At 45.0% G+C, this 16,239-nt stretch carries 14 protein-coding genes; 5 read left to right on the forward strand and 9 right to left on the reverse strand.

Annotated features, from left to right (window positions below; genetic code table 11):
* Positions 1-25 precede the first annotated feature (25 nt).
* From ACO1NU_RS05045 to ACO1NU_RS05055, 3 genes are read right to left on the reverse strand one after another with little or no spacing between them, the layout of a single operon-like run.
* Positions 26-1,330, reverse strand: a complete 1,305-nt coding sequence (locus tag ACO1NU_RS05045; RefSeq protein ID WP_448817373.1) for a RagB/SusD family nutrient uptake outer membrane protein — start codon at positions 1,328-1,330, stop codon at positions 26-28.
* 18 nt (positions 1,331-1,348) lie between these two features.
* Positions 1,349-4,351, reverse strand: coding sequence for a SusC/RagA family TonB-linked outer membrane protein (locus ACO1NU_RS05050; RefSeq protein WP_448817374.1), 3,003 nt, complete (start codon positions 4,349-4,351; stop codon positions 1,349-1,351).
* 28 nt (positions 4,352-4,379) lie between these two features.
* Positions 4,380-5,573, reverse strand: coding sequence for an anhydro-N-acetylmuramic acid kinase (locus tag ACO1NU_RS05055; protein ID WP_448817375.1), 1,194 nt, complete (start codon positions 5,571-5,573; stop codon positions 4,380-4,382).
* A 228-nt stretch (positions 5,574-5,801) separates the two neighbouring features.
* Here ACO1NU_RS05055 and ACO1NU_RS05060 point away from each other — a divergent pair, with 228 nt between their 5' ends.
* Positions 5,802-6,233, forward strand: a complete 432-nt coding sequence (locus ACO1NU_RS05060; RefSeq protein ID WP_448817376.1) for a DoxX family protein — start codon at positions 5,802-5,804, stop codon at positions 6,231-6,233.
* Positions 6,234-6,255: 22 nt separating this feature from the next.
* Positions 6,256-6,813 (forward strand): dihydrofolate reductase family protein, encoded by a 558-nt coding sequence (locus ACO1NU_RS05065; RefSeq protein ID WP_448817377.1) that lies wholly within the window; start codon positions 6,256-6,258, stop codon positions 6,811-6,813.
* Positions 6,814-6,874: 61 nt separating this feature from the next.
* Here the strand turns inward: ACO1NU_RS05065 and ACO1NU_RS05070 are convergent, their stop codons facing one another.
* The gene (locus tag ACO1NU_RS05070) at positions 6,875-8,008 is read right to left on the reverse strand and encodes a DEAD/DEAH box helicase (RefSeq protein WP_448817378.1); all 1,134 of its coding nucleotides are present in this window, start codon (positions 8,006-8,008) and stop codon (positions 6,875-6,877) included.
* Positions 8,009-8,136: 128 nt separating this feature from the next.
* A complete protein-coding gene (locus tag ACO1NU_RS05075) occupies positions 8,137-8,502 on the reverse strand; it encodes a hypothetical protein (protein ID WP_448817379.1) in 366 nt (121 codons plus the stop codon).
* 274 nt (positions 8,503-8,776) lie between these two features.
* On the opposite strand from ACO1NU_RS05075, the gene ACO1NU_RS05080 reads away from it, so the two are divergent.
* The 3 genes from ACO1NU_RS05080 to ACO1NU_RS05090 all read left to right on the forward strand — a co-directional run bounded on the left by ACO1NU_RS05080 (position 8,777) and on the right by ACO1NU_RS05090 (position 12,337).
* On the forward strand, positions 8,777-10,441 hold the full coding sequence (locus ACO1NU_RS05080; protein ID WP_448817380.1) for a DUF2339 domain-containing protein: 1,665 nt from the start codon (positions 8,777-8,779) through the stop codon (positions 10,439-10,441).
* A 231-nt stretch (positions 10,442-10,672) separates the two neighbouring features.
* Positions 10,673-11,134, forward strand: coding sequence for a DUF2339 domain-containing protein (locus ACO1NU_RS05085; RefSeq protein WP_448817459.1), 462 nt, complete (start codon positions 10,673-10,675; stop codon positions 11,132-11,134).
* 174 nt (positions 11,135-11,308) lie between these two features.
* On the forward strand, positions 11,309-12,337 hold the full coding sequence (locus ACO1NU_RS05090) for a hypothetical protein (RefSeq protein WP_448817381.1): 1,029 nt from the start codon (positions 11,309-11,311) through the stop codon (positions 12,335-12,337).
* 32 nt (positions 12,338-12,369) lie between these two features.
* On the opposite strand, the gene ACO1NU_RS05095 is transcribed toward ACO1NU_RS05090, so the two are convergent.
* From ACO1NU_RS05095 to ACO1NU_RS05110, 4 genes are all read right to left on the reverse strand, one after another.
* The gene (locus tag ACO1NU_RS05095) at positions 12,370-12,570 is read right to left on the reverse strand and encodes a hypothetical protein (protein ID WP_448817382.1); all 201 of its coding nucleotides are present in this window, start codon (positions 12,568-12,570) and stop codon (positions 12,370-12,372) included.
* 117 nt (positions 12,571-12,687) lie between these two features.
* On the reverse strand, positions 12,688-13,278 hold the full coding sequence (locus ACO1NU_RS05100; RefSeq protein WP_448817383.1) for a hypothetical protein: 591 nt from the start codon (positions 13,276-13,278) through the stop codon (positions 12,688-12,690).
* Positions 13,279-13,357: 79 nt separating this feature from the next.
* A complete protein-coding gene (locus ACO1NU_RS05105; protein ID WP_448817384.1) occupies positions 13,358-13,924 on the reverse strand; it encodes a hypothetical protein in 567 nt (188 codons plus the stop codon).
* A 12-nt stretch (positions 13,925-13,936) separates the two neighbouring features.
* Positions 13,937-16,045: a M48 family metalloprotease gene (locus tag ACO1NU_RS05110; RefSeq protein WP_448817385.1), complete on the reverse strand. Its 2,109-nt coding sequence runs from the start codon at positions 16,043-16,045 to the stop codon at positions 13,937-13,939.
* Between the last annotated feature and the right edge of the window lie 194 nt (positions 16,046-16,239).

Here is a 16,239-nt window from a genome sequence, read left to right on the forward strand (position 1 = left end):
ATGACTTCCCGGACGAATGGTCATCTTATATGCCAGGATCCGCCGGAGTATTCGGATTGTTTAATCGTTCCTGATCCGGGTAGGGGTAGAAGATCCGGTTGCGCTCAGACAAATCAGCAGGTGGCGCCGGACGGTTGAACCTGCGGGTATCTTCCCACTTAAGACCGCTCAAATATAGCTCCGCGCAACGCTGTTTGTACACTTCAAGCAGCAATGCCTCAGTTGTTATCGCACCCCCATACGGAGGCAAGCCGGCGTTGACGCCATTCAAATCACCGCTGGTTTGCGTCCGTACAGCATTGATCTGCACCAGCGCATCAGGCAGAGGCCCGTTCAAGCGCAGTGTAGCCTCGGCTTTAATAAGCTTGATTTCGTCATTTAAATACACGGGGACAGCCGTGGTCGGTGATGTCGCAAAGCCTGTTAGTCCTACAGTAGTTTCGCCTCCTACTGTGGTTTTACCACCGTTAAAGTAAAACCTGTAACGTTGATCATCTGTATAGTACAGAGCAGCAGGCAAACCGAAATTGTCGCGTGGTACATATGATTTTGTCACGTTGAACAGGGTGTAAAGCGGGTTAGGGCTCTGCGTCGTATAGGTAAAGCTCGATGTCCGTCCCAGGTCTACAAGGTTAGCATTGTCCAGGGCTTTTTGATAGTTCCCGGCCATTAAGCTGATGCGAGCTTCCATGGCATACAGTGTGTTCACCAGATCAAAGTCGGCACCCGATACATTGCTGCGGAAACTCGCATTGGGTGGATTCTCCTTGACCGCCGCCACGCCGAGGTCCAGAAGCCTAAGGGCTTCAGCAAACACCTGTGCACGATCCAGAAAGTCTACAGGAGCCGAAGTACTCGTCGTGATATTGGCCTGCGGAAATGCCATGGCTAATTCGGCGAGAGCCATTGCTTTAAACAGGTAAGCCTGTCCCATTATTCCGCTTAATAATGCCGGTTCAAGAGACGATATCTGAGGAGCGTTGTCGATCACATTTTCGCACATGGTCATCTCCCGCTGCATAGCCGACCAGTAGTTGAGAATACCGGCATTGGCGGTAGGCAACGCGGTTCCACCAGCTTCGAGTTCCAGAACGGTAGTGAAGGTAGCAAAGCCCTTCATTTCACGGGAGCTTGTGCTGGGAGCCAGTATAATGCTGCTTAATCCCGTTGTCGAATAGAACTGTCTTAAACCGATGCTCAAAGCAATAATTCCTTCTCTGGTTGTTAACACCTGCTCACCGGCTGCCGCGTTAGGGTTAACCTGATCCAACTCACACGACGATGCAAAAGCAAGCATCAGCATGGCTAATAGTTTATACTTGATTTTCATGACATTCAATTAAAGGGGTTAAAAACTGTATTGAAGACCCAGGGCAATAGTTCGCGGGATCGGTACCTCAACAAAGTCAAAGCCCCGTACCGCTCCGCTTTGTCCTGCCGCATTCGTTTCAGGGTCCCAGCCGCTGTAATGATCTATGGATAGTAAATTGCGGCCTGATAGCGTCACTCTTACGGGCTTACCTTTAAGGGATCTCAAACGCAGGTTGTAAGAAGCAGAAATCTCGCGCAGCTTCAGGTAGGAGCCATCTTCTATCCAGTTCTCCATAATGCTGAACAGGGCCGCTGAGGTGCCTTTCTGCACTTCTCCCCTTAATTCAGCTTCATAGCCTGCCAGGCCACCATAAAGATCACGGTCGCCTACACGCCTGGTAAAATTAAACACATCCCCACCGTACGAAGCATCCCATTGCATCCGGAATGAAAGGTCCTTGCCGATAGTTAACTCGTTGATAAACGAACCCGTCCATTTCGGATTCGGATCGCCTATCACCCTGTTAACGATCGTTCCGCTTGGTTGTCCCGTTTCGTTACGCCCCGTCGTTTCCCGTTGTGGCAAACCTGCAGGCGTCAATAATAAGGAGCCGTCGGGATTACGCGCGAAAGCAGTTGCATAGAAAGCACCCAGCGGATAGCCTTCCACAGCAGCTACCTGACCAAATCCTCCGGGAAAGGTCAGCAAGCCACCTGGAATATCAAACACTTTATTTCTGTTCCGGGAGAAGATAACAGAAGCGTTCCATGCAAGAGCGCGACGCTGAATCGGAATACCTCTTACCATGAGTTCAAGACCTTTGTTCGACATATTGCCAATGTTCTGGTATTGCGACAGGTAGCCGCTTGTAGGCCTTAAGTTGACCAACAAGAGGAGATCCTCAACAGATTTATCATAATACGAAAACTCAAAGCCTAAGCGGTCCTTAAATAAACTCGCGTCAAGACCAACTTCCTTTTCAACCTGGCGTTCAGGTTTAACGGTCGCATTACCCAGCTGCGAAGGGGCCACAACACCCGGCAAGCCTGCCAACAATGCCGCATTATAGTTGGTCAGTCGGTCATAAGCATTGATAGCTGTTAAATTCCCCGATTCCCCGTACGAAGCTCTCAGCTTAAAGGTCGAAAGCACCGAGCCAAGGGAAGAGTTTTTCCAAAAATCTTCTTCAGAAAGCAGATACGTGCCGCTTACTTTCGGGTAGTATTGCCATCGGTTATCCTGACCGAAAGAAGAGGCCACATCATTCCGTATGGCGCCGGTAACATAGATCTTATTTTTGAAGCCAATCGTTTCCTGCGCGTAAAAACCCAGAATGTTCAAGGTGGACCGGCTATCCGTTACAATCAAGTTGGTACCACTCGAAGCGACTTTACTTCCCGGGCTTAGTTGCGTTCCTGTAGTGCCCGCAGTGCTAACACGCTCAGTCTGTGCCGTAGCACCCGCCGCTGTGGTAAACTCGAAATCGCCCAGACTGGCCTTATAGCTCACGTTCAGGTCATTGTTCAATAGCAAGGCAATCCGGTCAGCCCGCCGCGCAAAGCCTGTGCTGTAAGAAGGGGCCGTATTACCAATCGGGATATAACCCGTAGCAAGCTGTGTAGAGTTGTCATAGCCCAGGGTATAATTGGCCGACAGGTTTTTCACCGGTGTCATATTCACCTGCACATCACCGATCAGTCTGCTGGTTTTCTGATTGAAATCAAACCGGTTGATCGCCTCCAGCGGATTGGTACGTAGCAAGCCGGTGGGTGCAAGGCTGGGATAGATACCGGTAACCGGGTCCGGATCCGGATTGACGAAGTTATTACCGAAAATAAATCCGGTCAGCGCGCCATAAGCCTCATTGATGCCTCCGTTCGGGATTTCTTTACTTCCGCTCAAACTATAGTTCAGTCCCAGTGATACCTTCATCCAGTTATTGAATCGTTGATCAAGCCGCAAACGGGCGGTACCTCTTTGAAAATTCGCTTTGTCGATAATACCCTCGTTACCCAGATAGCTGCCGCTCATGTAATACTGCGTATTGTCAGTACCCCCGGAAACAGAGACATTACTTTCGTTACCGAAGGCATTCCGGAAAATGCGGTCCTGGAGATCGTAGCGTTCAACAGGAACTTGCGTTAGATCCGTAGCGACCGTATTGGCAAACCGATACGGATACTGATTGTAGTCCAGCTTTTTGCGTATGGTATTTGACCTGAACTGTGTGGAAAAGCTAACCACAGGCGCACCCGACTTACCCCGCTTGGTAAAGATCTGTACCACGCCATTACTCGCCCTCGAACCGTAAATAGCAGCACCTGCCGCTCCTTTGATGATCTCGATCCTGTCAATGTCTGCCGGGTTGATGTCGACCAGCCTGTTTTGAGAATACCCACCCAGATCAACCAGCTCGCTTGAGCTATTATTTACAATCACACCATCAATCATATATAGGGGGTCGCTGGAGCCCGCAATCGTACTGTTACCTCTTAAACGCACACTGATGCCACCGGCGGGATTCCCTGAGTTCTGTGAAATCTGTGCGCCCGCCACTTTGCCGGTCAGGGCCTGATCGATAGACGTAGCCGTGCTGTTTTGCAGATCACGCGACGATACTGTCGATATCGCGTTTCCTAATTGCTTCTTGCTCGTTGCAGCTCCGGTACCCGTTACCACAACTTCATCTAAGCTCAATGCATCCTGAGATAGTTCAACATCTACAGTAACAGGACTTTGGTTCAACGTGACCCTTCTACTTACCGGCCGGTAGCCCGTATAAGTGACGGTCAAGGTATAAGTTCCATTCTGCACAGGAGCATTCAGGGTATAGGCTCCATTAACGGCGCTCGACGTTCCCATATTCGTACCGCTTAGTCTGATTACGGCGCCGATGATCGCCTCTTTATTTCGGGCATCCCTGATAACACCCCTAATGGTTTGTCTGGTTTGCGCAAGAGCTGCTTGTCCCAAACAGAGCAACACCAACAGAGCCAGAAAGGCTCTCGCTGTTTTCCAACGTAGTAAGATTTGTTTCATATTAAGCGCAGTTAATAAGTAATACCTTTTAATCAGGGAAACTCACTTTTCCCATAGAAACCCGGGGAATTCCAGCCGTCTCCCGTAAACTTTCGTTGGTTCCGGCGACGGCCTCATTGGCTAGCAGGGCAAACAAAACAGCTTCTTTTGCATCCGGGTTGATCCCCAAATGCGATGTGGAGCGAATCTTTTTAGAAAAATAGTTTTCGAGATGCGATACCAGGAGCGGGTTATGCATACCACCTCCGCTGATATAAATTTCGAAAGACTCTGTTGCTGGTATGGCAACTTCGATAGCATGAATAATGGCTTTTGCTGAGAATGAAGCCAGCGTGGCCAAAATATCGTAGGAGGAGAGGTGTTCCTCACCAGAAACATGAAGAGCCTGGTCCAGATAAGCGATGTTAAACAATTCAGGCCCGGTAGTTTTCGGAAATGCAGCCTCAAAGAAAGGATGCGCCATCAAAGCATCAAGCAGAGGCCTGTTAGTGCTTCCCTGCATGGCCAATGTGGAATCTTCGTCGTAGTACAACCCAGGGAAGTTTAGCTGTACATACTGATCCATAAGGGTGTTTCCAGGACCAACATCGGTCGAAAAGAACTGCTCGGGCCTGGATGCCGGTAAATATGTAAAATTGGCTATGCCACCCACATTCAGCATAATGCGATTTTCAACAGCATCCGAAAAGATCAAATAGTCGCCATAAACTGCAAGTGGAGCACCTTCACCTCCGGCAGCAATGTGTTTCTGGCGGAAATCGCTCAGGGTGATGATTCCTGTTCCTACGGAGAGGTGATCCGCATCTCCAATTTGCAAAGTAGCGTTCCCATAGGCGTCAGATGGATGATGATGCTTGGGCGCATGAAAAATAGTCTGCCCGTGGCTCGCAATCAGGTCAACCTCATTATTGCTTACTCCCCATTCAGTCAGGCACTCGTTTATAAGCCTGGCGTAATAAGTTCCGATGAAAGCATTAAGCAAAGTAATCTTTTCAAGATCAGCATTTCGTTTAGCAAATACAGATTTGATCTCTTCTTTGAATTCAGGTTGATATTCTTTAGTAATGAAGTGTTTAACCTTGACCAGGGTATTTGTCCCGCTCCCGGTAAATTCACAAAGGGCAACGTCCAGACCATCGAAAGAGGTCCCCGACATCAGTCCGATGATATTACGGACAGGTTTGCCAGCAATCTGATAGAGCTTTTCTATATTAAGGTTCATAAATCAACCAAATGAGCACTTATCGCGAAATCCGTAAAAAGAAGAATCCAGGAACTTGCTATTTTTAAGATAGGCATCTGTAATTTAACATGTCTTTCGCACAAAGACAAATTATTTATGCTATAAGGATATAATTGCCCGATGTATGAAAACGTGACATTTGCGATTTGATAGACTGCTTGGACTTGCTTTAGAGGTTCATAACATTTTAACAACCAAGACGACATAATGATAAAGCTGTTATTAACCGATCACTCACGTACCACCATCATCATCAGATTGATGGTGGGTGCAGTATTTGTTTCGGAAGGAATTCAGAAGTTCCTTTTTCCGGATAAAGTCGGTGCCGGAAGATTCGCGAAAATCGGATTGCCGAATCCCGAGTTCTTAGGTCCCTTCGTTGGATCTTTCGAAATACTCTGCGGAGCATTAATTCTTTTAGGCCTTTTTACCAGGTTTGCAGCTGTTCCCCTGCTCGTTATTATGATTGTTGCGCTGGCTTCCACAAAAATCCAGATACTAAATGATAGTGGGCTCTGGACAATGCTACATGATAGCAGAACAGACTGGTCCATGTTGCTGGGGAGCATATTTCTGATGATCAGAGGGGGAGGTAAGTGGTCTATAGATAGTTTAATTACGAAAAAACTGAAAGAATAAACACTATTTAAAATCTACGGTAATGAGAAAAGTAATTGGGGCGATCAACACAACACTCGACGCAATTAGCGATCATACAGCAGGAATCCCAGACGCGGAACTACATCTACATTACAGGGACCTGCTAAACAACTCAGATACCCTCCTGTATGGAAGAATAACCTACCAGCTTATGGGCTTTTGGCAAACGCTGCTTGAAAATCCTTCAGATGAAAAATCAATGAATGATTTTGCTGTTGCGATAGACAAAATTCAAAAAATCGTTTTTTCCCGAACGCTTAAAAATGTCGATTGGAACAGTGCAACGCTGGCCAATAAAGATCTTGAAGCTGAGGTTCTCACGCTTAAGCAACAACCGGGAAAAGACATTTTGGTCGGAAGCCGTAGCTTAATTATACAGCTGTTGGAACTGGATTTAATCGATGAGCTCCAACTTTGTATTCACCCGGTTGTTGCAGGTAGCGGTTCAGCCTTATTCGGTAAGCTCAACGACAGGAAGGTGTTTAAACTCAAAGACAGTAAAGTATTTAGTAGTGGTGCGATAACGCTTTACTATGAGCCTATAAGCAAAAACAGCTGAAGAGCTGATCAAATAACTCAATCTGCCTTGTAAGATTCAGTTTAAGCCTTCAAACAAGATATTATAAACCATCAACGCTGTCCCTGATCAATTCAACCTGCCTGCCCATCTTTTTCTGAATAACTTCAAAATGATGTAACTCACTTACGCTAACCAACGAAATAGCATCCCCAACAACTTCCGCACGTCCCGTTCTCCCAATCCGGTGGATGTAGTCCTTTGGAGATCTGGGTAAATCATAGTTAATGACGAAAGGAAGCTCGTTGATATCAATTCCTCGAGCCATTAAGTCGGTGGACACCAACACCCTTAACTTCCCCGATTTGAAATCCGCTAAAGCTTCCGTTCTCGCCCCCTGGCTTTTTTTACTATGGATAGCTCTTGCGTCGATCTTGTTTTTTCGAAGCTTATTGACAATAGCATCGACATGGTGCACAGAAGAAGCGAAAACCAGCGCTTGTTTCATTTCGTGATGATTGATCAGGTAACGTAAGAATGGACCTTTTTTATCATCTGAAACAAGGTAAGCAACCTGTCTGATCAGATCCAGCGAAGCCTCCTCGGCCGCTATCTTAATCACCACCGGCTCGCGAAGCAGGATTTGGTGAATATGCTCAATATCATCACTCAAGGTGGCTGATAGTAATATATTCTGCCGTTTCTCCGGAAGCAGTGCTATAATCTTATCCAGTTCATCTTTGAACCCCAAATTCAGCATCTTATCAGCTTCATCCAGCACGAGCGTTTGAATACCCGACAAGCTCACTGAGTTAGAATCGACTAATTCCAGCAATCTCCCAGGCGTAGCAACCAGCACATTTACGCCTTGTAGAGCCATCATTTGAGGATTGATGGATACGCCGCCGTACACCGCCACTGTCTTTACGGGTTGTACCAGAGTCCCGCTATAGGTTCTGAAAACATCTTTAACCTGTTCAGCCAGTTCACGGGTGGGAACTAATACCAACACATCCGCATGACGATTTTTCGACCCTGTCGATCCTTGTAAATTCGTCAGCAGGGGCAATACATAGCTGGCAGTTTTCCCGGAGCCTGTTTTTGCAATTCCTAAAACGTCTTTTTTGCTTAAAATAGCTGGAATGGCAAGCTCCTGAATAGGAGTGGGGGCTGTGAAACTTTGCAGTTCCAGTGTCTTTAACAAAGCAGGGGATAAACCAAGCGAACTAAATGGCATAAAGATGTTTTTTGTGCACGAAGATACGATTATAAAGATCATAGACGGCGGGAACATCGTGAAGGTAAATCAGCCAGCGATTGGAGATAAAGAAATCTGGAAGTTTAAACGAAGAATGTAAATAGAGATTAAGGTGTTCGGAAGGAAAACTGTTCTGATTTGATGGTAACTGGATTTTTAGAAGACTTTGGATCTTTATAGGTTACAAAAGCCACTGCGGAGTAGACGGTGTTCTCTAGAAGGGTTGAGCTATAAAAACTTCCCATTTCAAATAGGCAATTTTCTCGATACGTTTTCCCAGCGTTGCGGGTGTCTGATACCTGAGTCCACGATACTCCCATTTCTGTGACGTTTTCACATTCAACGCCGCTCATGGATATCTCAAAATTGGCAAAATGCTCATCAAATATCGAAACCTTTGTTATAATTACTTTCCCTTTGGAAGTTGCTTCGTCACCGTTTTCATCTTTACTGCAGGAGGTGATTACTAACAATGTACATAATATTGAAAGGAGTAGGTTTTTTTCATGATGCAAGGTAATATTTACTCATACCTTTTCAAAGTGAGTAAAAATCTCAACTAAACGGCATAGGGCATCAGGCTATCACTTAAGCCACCACATTGCACCTACGAGCGACCTAGTAATTCATTGATTGTTGAGCCTACATCCGATTAAGGTGGTATTGCCATTTTTATATCTGTCCCAACGTCCAATTCTATCAACTTTCTAGTCACTTTCTCTATATTTAAGCACCTAAACTTTCCTTATGGACCTTATCACGCCACTACTTGTAATAGGAGCGATTTTCTTAATCTCCCAACAACGTGCCATGTTCACCCAAGCTATTTCTAAGCTCGAGCTGCGCATCATAACACTTCAGGAAACAATCGAGGCTCTTGGGCTGTCTAAAGAACCCAGAGAGAGCAAGGATGCCATGGAGCCGACGGTAGTCGATGCTCCCGAGCTAGAAAGAGAACCTCTTCCCACGATAATCCCGATGGAAGATACCCTATCCGTTCCAGCGCCTATTCCCGACGTGGAATCAAGTCAGGAATTTCACGAACCCGCCTATCGTAAGTCTTATAAGCCGCGGTATTCAGAACCTGAGCCGAGATTGTCCTTTTTCGAAAGGCATCCAGATCTCGAAAGGTTTATCGGTGAAAACCTGGCCAACAAAATAGGAATTGCTATTCTGGTCCTGTCTATCGGTTTCTTCGTCAAATATGCAATTGATAGCAATTGGATCGGAGAGATAGGGCGAGTAGTCATTGGTCTTGTTTGCGCTGCCATCCTGATCGGCATCGCCCATAAGGTCAAAGACGAGTACAATGCGCTTAGCTCCGTCTTAGTAGGAGGAGGTTTGGCCGTTTTCTATTTTACTATAACCCTGGCATTTCATCAGTTTCACCTTTTCAGCAATCTCACAGCGTTTGCGATTCTGATCACCGTCACGGTCTTCGCTGTTGCGCTTTCTTTGCTGTATGATAAGCAGGAACTGGCAGTTATCGCGCTGCTGGGCGGGTTCCTGAGCCCCTTTTTGCTAAGTACCGGCAACGCCAATTATTCCGGCTTATTTCTCTATCTGCTGGTCTTAAATGTTGGATTGCTGGTGATCGCCTACTACAAGTCCTGGCGTATACTCAATATCACCACCTTCGGTCTAACAGTCATAGTCTTTGCTATGGTGCTGGCCCAACTTACTGCCCTGAATTATCACATTGGATTGGTGTATGCCACTATTTTGTACTTGTTATATATTGCAATCAACATTGCCTATAACGTCAGAGAAAGCAAGCGTTTTATTGCTTCCGATTTTAGTATTCTGCTGATCAATACAGCCTTGTACTTCTCCGTAGGGCTTTACCTCCTGACCGAAATGCACTATGAACAATTTCGTGGTTTATTTAGTGCAAGCCTCGGCTTAGTGAATCTATGCTTGTCTTACGTCCTCTTCCGGAATAAGAAAGTTGATACAAATGTCCTTTATCTACTAATAGGTATTACCCTCACATTCATCTCGCTGACAGCACCAAATCAATTGGAAGGTAATCACATTACGCTGTTCTGGGCCTCTGAAGCCGTCCTGTTGTATTGGTTGTATCTTAAATCAGAGATCAAGATTATGCGTCATACATCCCAATTGATCTGGGTAGCCATGTTAATCAGCCTCATTATAGACTTAGACGTCGTTTATTCGCATGGTGCCGCGCTTCCCATCATATTAAATAAGGGGCTGGGTACCGCCGTCTTTTCTGCGATCGCAACATCCCTCTTAGCCCGACTTGTGTCGAAAGAAAACATCGAACAAGGTGCCTCGGAATCCCGAATACCCGCAGTTGTATTTCCAGTAGCCGCAACAATTCTTTTTTTTTGGCAGGATTTATTGAGATTAACTATCAATTTACCACACGCTGGACTACAAGTAGCGTAAGCTCCATTTACCTTATGTTGTACGTTTCTATCTTTGTCTCGATCCTCATCCAGGTGTCAGAGAAAGCTAGGTCCCTATCTTTGCCTTGGCAGCCGAAGTCGCTTATTATAGCCGCATCACTATCTATGTACTTCCTGTGGTACGCTTCGTTCTCATCTGTTCTGAAAGCAATTCTGGAGCAAGGGGGAAATTTCAGTATACCACTTCACCGCACATTGGTTGTCTTCGGTAGTGACGATCATTCTCTTTTATAAACTGATCATCTTGTGCCGGAACCATATGCAGAGCCCTTTACTGACAAGCTTTACCTGGGTAATATGTGGCGTTATCGTCTTGTTTCTTAGCCTCGAAGTCAATCTGGCAAGTAATATGCTGTTTTATTCAAAAGCCAACGCGATCGATGAAGTGCAGCGAATTTACATTAAGACAGGACTGCCGGTATTATGGGGAGTTCTGTCTTTTGCCATGATGTGGCTGGGTATGCACTTCAAGAACCGTAGTTTAAGGGTGATCTCTTTAAGTTTATTCACCATCACCCTGTTGAAGTTGTTTGTTTTCGATATCCAGAATATTCCCGCAGCTGGTAAGATCATTGCATTCTTCTGTCTTGGTGTGTTGCTATTGATCGTGTCGTTTATGTATCAAAGGGTTAAAAAGATCATTATATCAGATGAAGAACATCCCCATGCTTAAAGCTGTAGTATTTTTCAGCCTGTTCCTGGCTGGCGCCGCTAACCGTGCATCAGCGCAGGACTCCTTCAGATACAGCGCAGCGATAAAGCAAGTACCTCAATCCGGATTTTATAAAATCGAACTTAGTCCCTCACTGATAGCCAGAAGCAACAGCGATCTCTCAGATGTGAGGATTTGGAAGAAAGCAAAAGATTCGTACCCTATGTCCAGCCCGGCTCGCCGACCGTCACAAGGGAGCTAAAAACTTTACCTCTGATTCAAATCTCAGATGCTGCTGATTCTATCACATCCATAGTTGTAGAGAATGTGCAACGCACGTCAATCAGCTCGCTATGGCTGCGAATAAAAAACGCCTCCGTATCGCGGCAGGCTGATCTACTCGGAAGTGATGATATGCGTAAATGGTTTGCTATTGATGAGAGTATAACGCTTCAGCAATCAACAGAAAGCAAGACAGACACCCACCTGCAGTCTTTTTCCATGCCAGTCAGCAAATACAGATACTTCAGGATAAATGTCCGAAACCAGAAGAAGAGCCCCCTGAAGATTCTCCAGGTAGGCACTTTTTCGATGCTAAGATCCGATCCGGAGTTCATTACTCTTCCCGCACCCACTGTGACCCGCAAAGACAGCAGTGACAAAACCACTTATCTGTATATCAAGCTGAAGGCAGACTTTCAGGTAGATAAACTAATCATTCCGGTGACTTACCCGACATACTTCAAAAGGCAAGTTCTGGTTTTTTATGGAATGGGAAAGCAGAAGGAACTGATCAGCGAAACGGAATTAAGTTCAGGTGATGCGCATGAGATCACCTTATCAAATAAATTCCGGAACCTGGAATTACAAATCCAGAACGAAGACAATCCTCCACTGGAAATCGGACCTATACAGGCCCGGCAACAGAAGAAATATCTATTAGCTTATCTGGAATCTGGTAAGTCCTATGAATTACTTACCGGAGATAGAAGAGCGGAGAAGCCCGGATACGATTTAGCATTCTTTTCCGACTCTGCCCAACTCGAAACTTCTATAATCAATCACGCTCAGGTTCTCAGGAATCCCTTAATGAAAGTTCCGTCTGAAGCACCTGCTTCTCAGTCTAAGCTTGTGCTCTGGACCGTTATCTCTGCCATTCTTGTGCTTTTAAGTTTTTCAACATGGAAGATGATTGCAGCTCTAAAGAGTAGAACAGAGAGCTAATTTTTACGCTACAGGTGGTAAAAGAAGTAAAGTTATGCGTCTCTTCTATGCTTACCTCCTGACTTAGCTGAAAGATTTACAGCAATCAGGTAGGGCATCAGCAAGGTAAAAGCAGGGATATAGGACAAATAGTTTGCGATGGCTAATGGGCCGGTCATCGAGCCGGGCAGTAGGTTGAGCAGCGTGTAACTGTTTGAAGCAGTTGGAACCACAAGAAGATCGATCCCAATCATCTGATCGATTTTCGTCGGTTGAAATCTTGATATAAATGAAGGTAAAGATTTACTTATCAGCGCCAGGAAGGCTGACTTGGCTAGCACTTCTAAGTTATATAACTAAAAGAATCCTGTTTATTCTCCCTGATGGATCCAAATGTATTTCTTTCCCGTCCAATAGATTATGCCCCCGGCAAAAAGATATCCGTCTTCTTCCGCCCATATTGTAATTCCAGGCCGTTGCAGCCTGATCTCTTTACCGCCGAGAATGTCGCCGTCTTCGCTGAACTGTGTTTCAGAAGCGGTTTTTTCTTTATATACACCCCAGCGGCTCGCCCACTTGAAGTTATCAGAACCACTGCCAAATTGAGTTCCAGCTCCGAATACGAAATAGGAGCCCTGCTGATGAAGGAGCAATATTCCTTTTTTTTCGCTAATCTTTTCAGTTACAAGCACAGCAATGTCAACAAGCCTGTCACCATTAAAATCAGCTTGTAAAAATCCGTTTTTCAAGAAAGGGGTAATTGAGAGTTTCTTGTCTAACTGCTTCCCCTTGAACGAATGATGGAACCACCCTGGAAACGTTGTTTGTGCTGAACAACATGTAGCGAATACCAGTAGGAGAGTAGTTGATAGCAAAGTTCTCATTAAATATATGCTGATTAAGCCTAATTGGGTTAAAGGGCTAATTGAAGAACTGCGGTCAATACTGGCATCCACGATCATTTTGTGACTGTTCATAGATCATCAATCAGATAATACTTAGCCTATATCATCAGGTAACTAATTTTTTCGGTACCTATTCTTAATCATCAATTTCTTCAAATATCAATAGGTTTTCTGCTTTGTCTATTTCAATTTTTCTATAAGTTGGAGAATATCCATATCCATGAGGTTCAAATAGATCCCTTACAAATTGCGTCTCAGTTTCATAGTTTTTGATTCGTCGCTGCCCTGTATAATAATCTTCCCTGTCATCGACATATTGTGCTAATTCTGACTCCCTGATAAACGCAAAATTGGAAGAACGCTTAATTTGATTGATAATAGCTTTCTTGTCCTTTTCAGATATACGCAGCGTAAAGGTGTGATAGTAATCTCCAATTGCGGACGTGGATTTATTCTCAACCATATCGAAGTCGTCAATAAGCTTTATATCCTGCTCTGCAAGTAACTCCTTAACCTTATCGTTTGAGAAAAGTTTGTCTCCGAACACAACCGACAGGGCAGTAACACCGAAAAGCAGCGTTATGACAGCCGCAAACAGCCGCCCAGTTTCTCGAATTCCAAGCTTCTTCGGTATCCAATAGCTCAAATAAATTATCGCTCCAACGATAAAAAAGAGCATTAGATATATCCCAGTAACTATCATGACTCCTTTCTTCTAGACAGTTGCAGAACAACTTTGCTTCACTACATCCAGATGGACCGCCTGCTTGTGTAATGCATCTTTCTTTAACAAAAAGCAATACTCCTGGGAGATATCCACATAAGCATTAGACGCCCCAATAAGGATATTCAGTTGATCGTTCAGGTAGCTATCTACGGCAAAGTAGACATGGTCGCTGTCAAGGAACAACTCGATAATTTCTGCACTATTCTTGAATACACTCATCTCTCGAACTCTATCATGTGTTAAAAGGTCGCGCAGCCGGCTTTTAACCTTCTTCTCTTTCTGAATGATCGTTGATACAAGAAGCTTGATTTGATCAAATGGAAGGCGGCTGTAGACCTTGTTAGCCTCTTGCATGAGATCATTGTATATTTCAATATCTTTTTCAACTAGTGCAGTTTGCTGCAACATGCGCATGAAAGCATCTTCCAGTTCTTTCTCGCTCCCTGAAAGAAGCGCGTTTGCTCTGGCAGCGCCATAGATCAGTTGATCGTGCTCCGCCAAGGCGATTCTATTCCGTTCAAGTTCAGCATTAAGCTGTTCCTTAACCTCAGCGGCCTCTCTTATATCGTGCCTGATACCATCAAAATCGAAGCTCCGGTGTCCAGACCCTTTCATTGCGATCATATCCAGCGTGAATATATCTGCTTCAAGAGAGCCAACAACTCTTGGGAGACCTAAATACCTGTCATCAAATAGATCAGGAGGTAAAAGAGATTCAGCATTGCCCGTGAGCAACAGATCAAAAGGCGCTACGTATCGATTATCATAATACCCCTTGTACTCCTGATTAAAGGATCTAATAGCAAGAAGCTGCGTATACTTGGCTGCAAATTCTTCCACATCCAACAGGCGTGGATCACCCGGGAATTCTATTTCCTTATAGATTTTCGAAGTTTGCTCAGCCTGAAGGCCCATCGGGTCCGAGAACAAAAGCCATGCTGGTTCATGACTTGCCTTTGCCATACTATTCAGGTTTCTTACCGCCTGCTCTCTGTCAGCGACCGAAGGGTGAGATGCCCACTGGTCTTTAACAACAATGCGGCATCCGCCAAGCGCGCTGTTCTGCTCCGTGCTGATCATGGGGAATCCATTTTCAAGCGGTACATTCTGACGTTCTGCAAGCAACTGTATTAACTTGAAATGATGAGCGTAAAGGTTGTCAGCTTTCAGGTTTTCTTTAACCTGCTCATTGTAATAGCCAATTAACATATCATAGCTTGTCATCGCCAGGTCTATACGATATAAGCCTGAGATGAGTGGAGCAGATCCCGCGACGCTAGCAGCGACTGCATCAGCATGAAATTCCATTTGTCGGGACAGACCCATGTATCCCTTGTTCAGCAATCTATAGAAGTTGCCCATAATCTCCTGGACACCCTGGATAAGGTAGATGTTGATACGTGCAAAGAAAGCAAAATAGCCGCTGAAGTTTGCCCATCTTTCTACGCTCTCGTTGTATGACGGATTGTCTTCCACAATCCTGAAAATGATCTGGTTGAAATGATGAACATAGCTCCCGAAACGCATACTTCCCTGAGAGAAGTGTCCGAACTCGTGAGCTATCACAGCCTTAAGCTCGCTAACAGTAGTCGCATTAACTAAACCCAAGCCGATGTACAGGTTTTTACGGGCAGGAAAGAATAAGCTCAAAAAGGTAGAACTGTAACTAACAAAGGCATTCACATCATTGGTCAAAAAAATCCTCTTTGGAGAAGGAGCCTTCGCCTCCTTGCATATCTTTAGAATGAACTCATAGAGTTGAGGTTCTGAGGATCTTGTCACTTCACCGACTGTCGCGATAGGATCAGCCTTTTTAATCGCCAGAGACTTTAGCATGAAGAAAACTAGCATTACACCCATTCCAATCGCTCCGATAGCAAGCATTATCGTAATGAAGATTTTGACTTCAACGGCCAGCCAGATTCCTAGTCCGGAAACAGCAATTGCGATAGCCAACACGCCGATAAAGAGCAAGATATACAACAAAACGAATGCGAGACAAAGGCAAAGTACTTTTACGATTTCCTTTGTAAAATCTCCACTAGGACTGGTAATCCCCTGGGAGAGACCGGAAGGCCTCAGCGGATTTAGGTTCATATTAGTGTGATAAGGTTAAGTCCTCTAATATAGTAAAAGCATGACGTTCCGAACTTGACTCGTCCTGAAAAAAGTCTTCAAGCTCAGTGAGCTTCATAGTAGTCTGTGTATCATTTTTTAGGAATGATTTCGATATCAATAGGATTTAATACCTCATGACAAAATCATTCATCGCTAGGGCTACTAAAAGACAG

The organism is Arcticibacter sp. (assembly GCF_053551015.1).

What these genes read in the sequence shown, in the direction of transcription:
- ACO1NU_RS05045 (WP_448817373.1), bottom strand. Translation starts at nt 1,330, where the DNA reads ATGAAAATCAAGTATAAACTATTAGCCATGCTGATGCTTGCTTTTGCA.
- ACO1NU_RS05105 (WP_448817384.1), bottom strand. Translation starts at nt 13,924, where the DNA reads ATGATAGTTACTGGGATATATCTAATGCTCTTTTTTATCGTTGGAGCG.
- ACO1NU_RS05065 (WP_448817377.1), top strand. Translation starts at nt 6,256, where the DNA reads ATGAGAAAAGTAATTGGGGCGATCAACACAACACTCGACGCAATTAGC.
- ACO1NU_RS05080 (WP_448817380.1), top strand. Translation starts at nt 8,777, where the DNA reads ATGGACCTTATCACGCCACTACTTGTAATAGGAGCGATTTTCTTAATC.
- ACO1NU_RS05055 (WP_448817375.1), bottom strand. Translation starts at nt 5,573, where the DNA reads ATGAACCTTAATATAGAAAAGCTCTATCAGATTGCTGGCAAACCTGTC.
- ACO1NU_RS05060 (WP_448817376.1), top strand. Translation starts at nt 5,802, where the DNA reads ATGATAAAGCTGTTATTAACCGATCACTCACGTACCACCATCATCATC.
- ACO1NU_RS05110 (WP_448817385.1), bottom strand. Translation starts at nt 16,045, where the DNA reads ATGAACCTAAATCCGCTGAGGCCTTCCGGTCTCTCCCAGGGGATTACC.
- ACO1NU_RS05095 (WP_448817382.1), bottom strand. Translation starts at nt 12,570, where the DNA reads ATGATTGGGATCGATCTTCTTGTGGTTCCAACTGCTTCAAACAGTTAC.
- ACO1NU_RS05050 (WP_448817374.1), bottom strand. Translation starts at nt 4,351, where the DNA reads ATGAAACAAATCTTACTACGTTGGAAAACAGCGAGAGCCTTTCTGGCT.
- ACO1NU_RS05100 (WP_448817383.1), bottom strand. Translation starts at nt 13,278, where the DNA reads ATGATCGTGGATGCCAGTATTGACCGCAGTTCTTCAATTAGCCCTTTA.
- ACO1NU_RS05070 (WP_448817378.1), bottom strand. Translation starts at nt 8,008, where the DNA reads ATGCCATTTAGTTCGCTTGGTTTATCCCCTGCTTTGTTAAAGACACTG.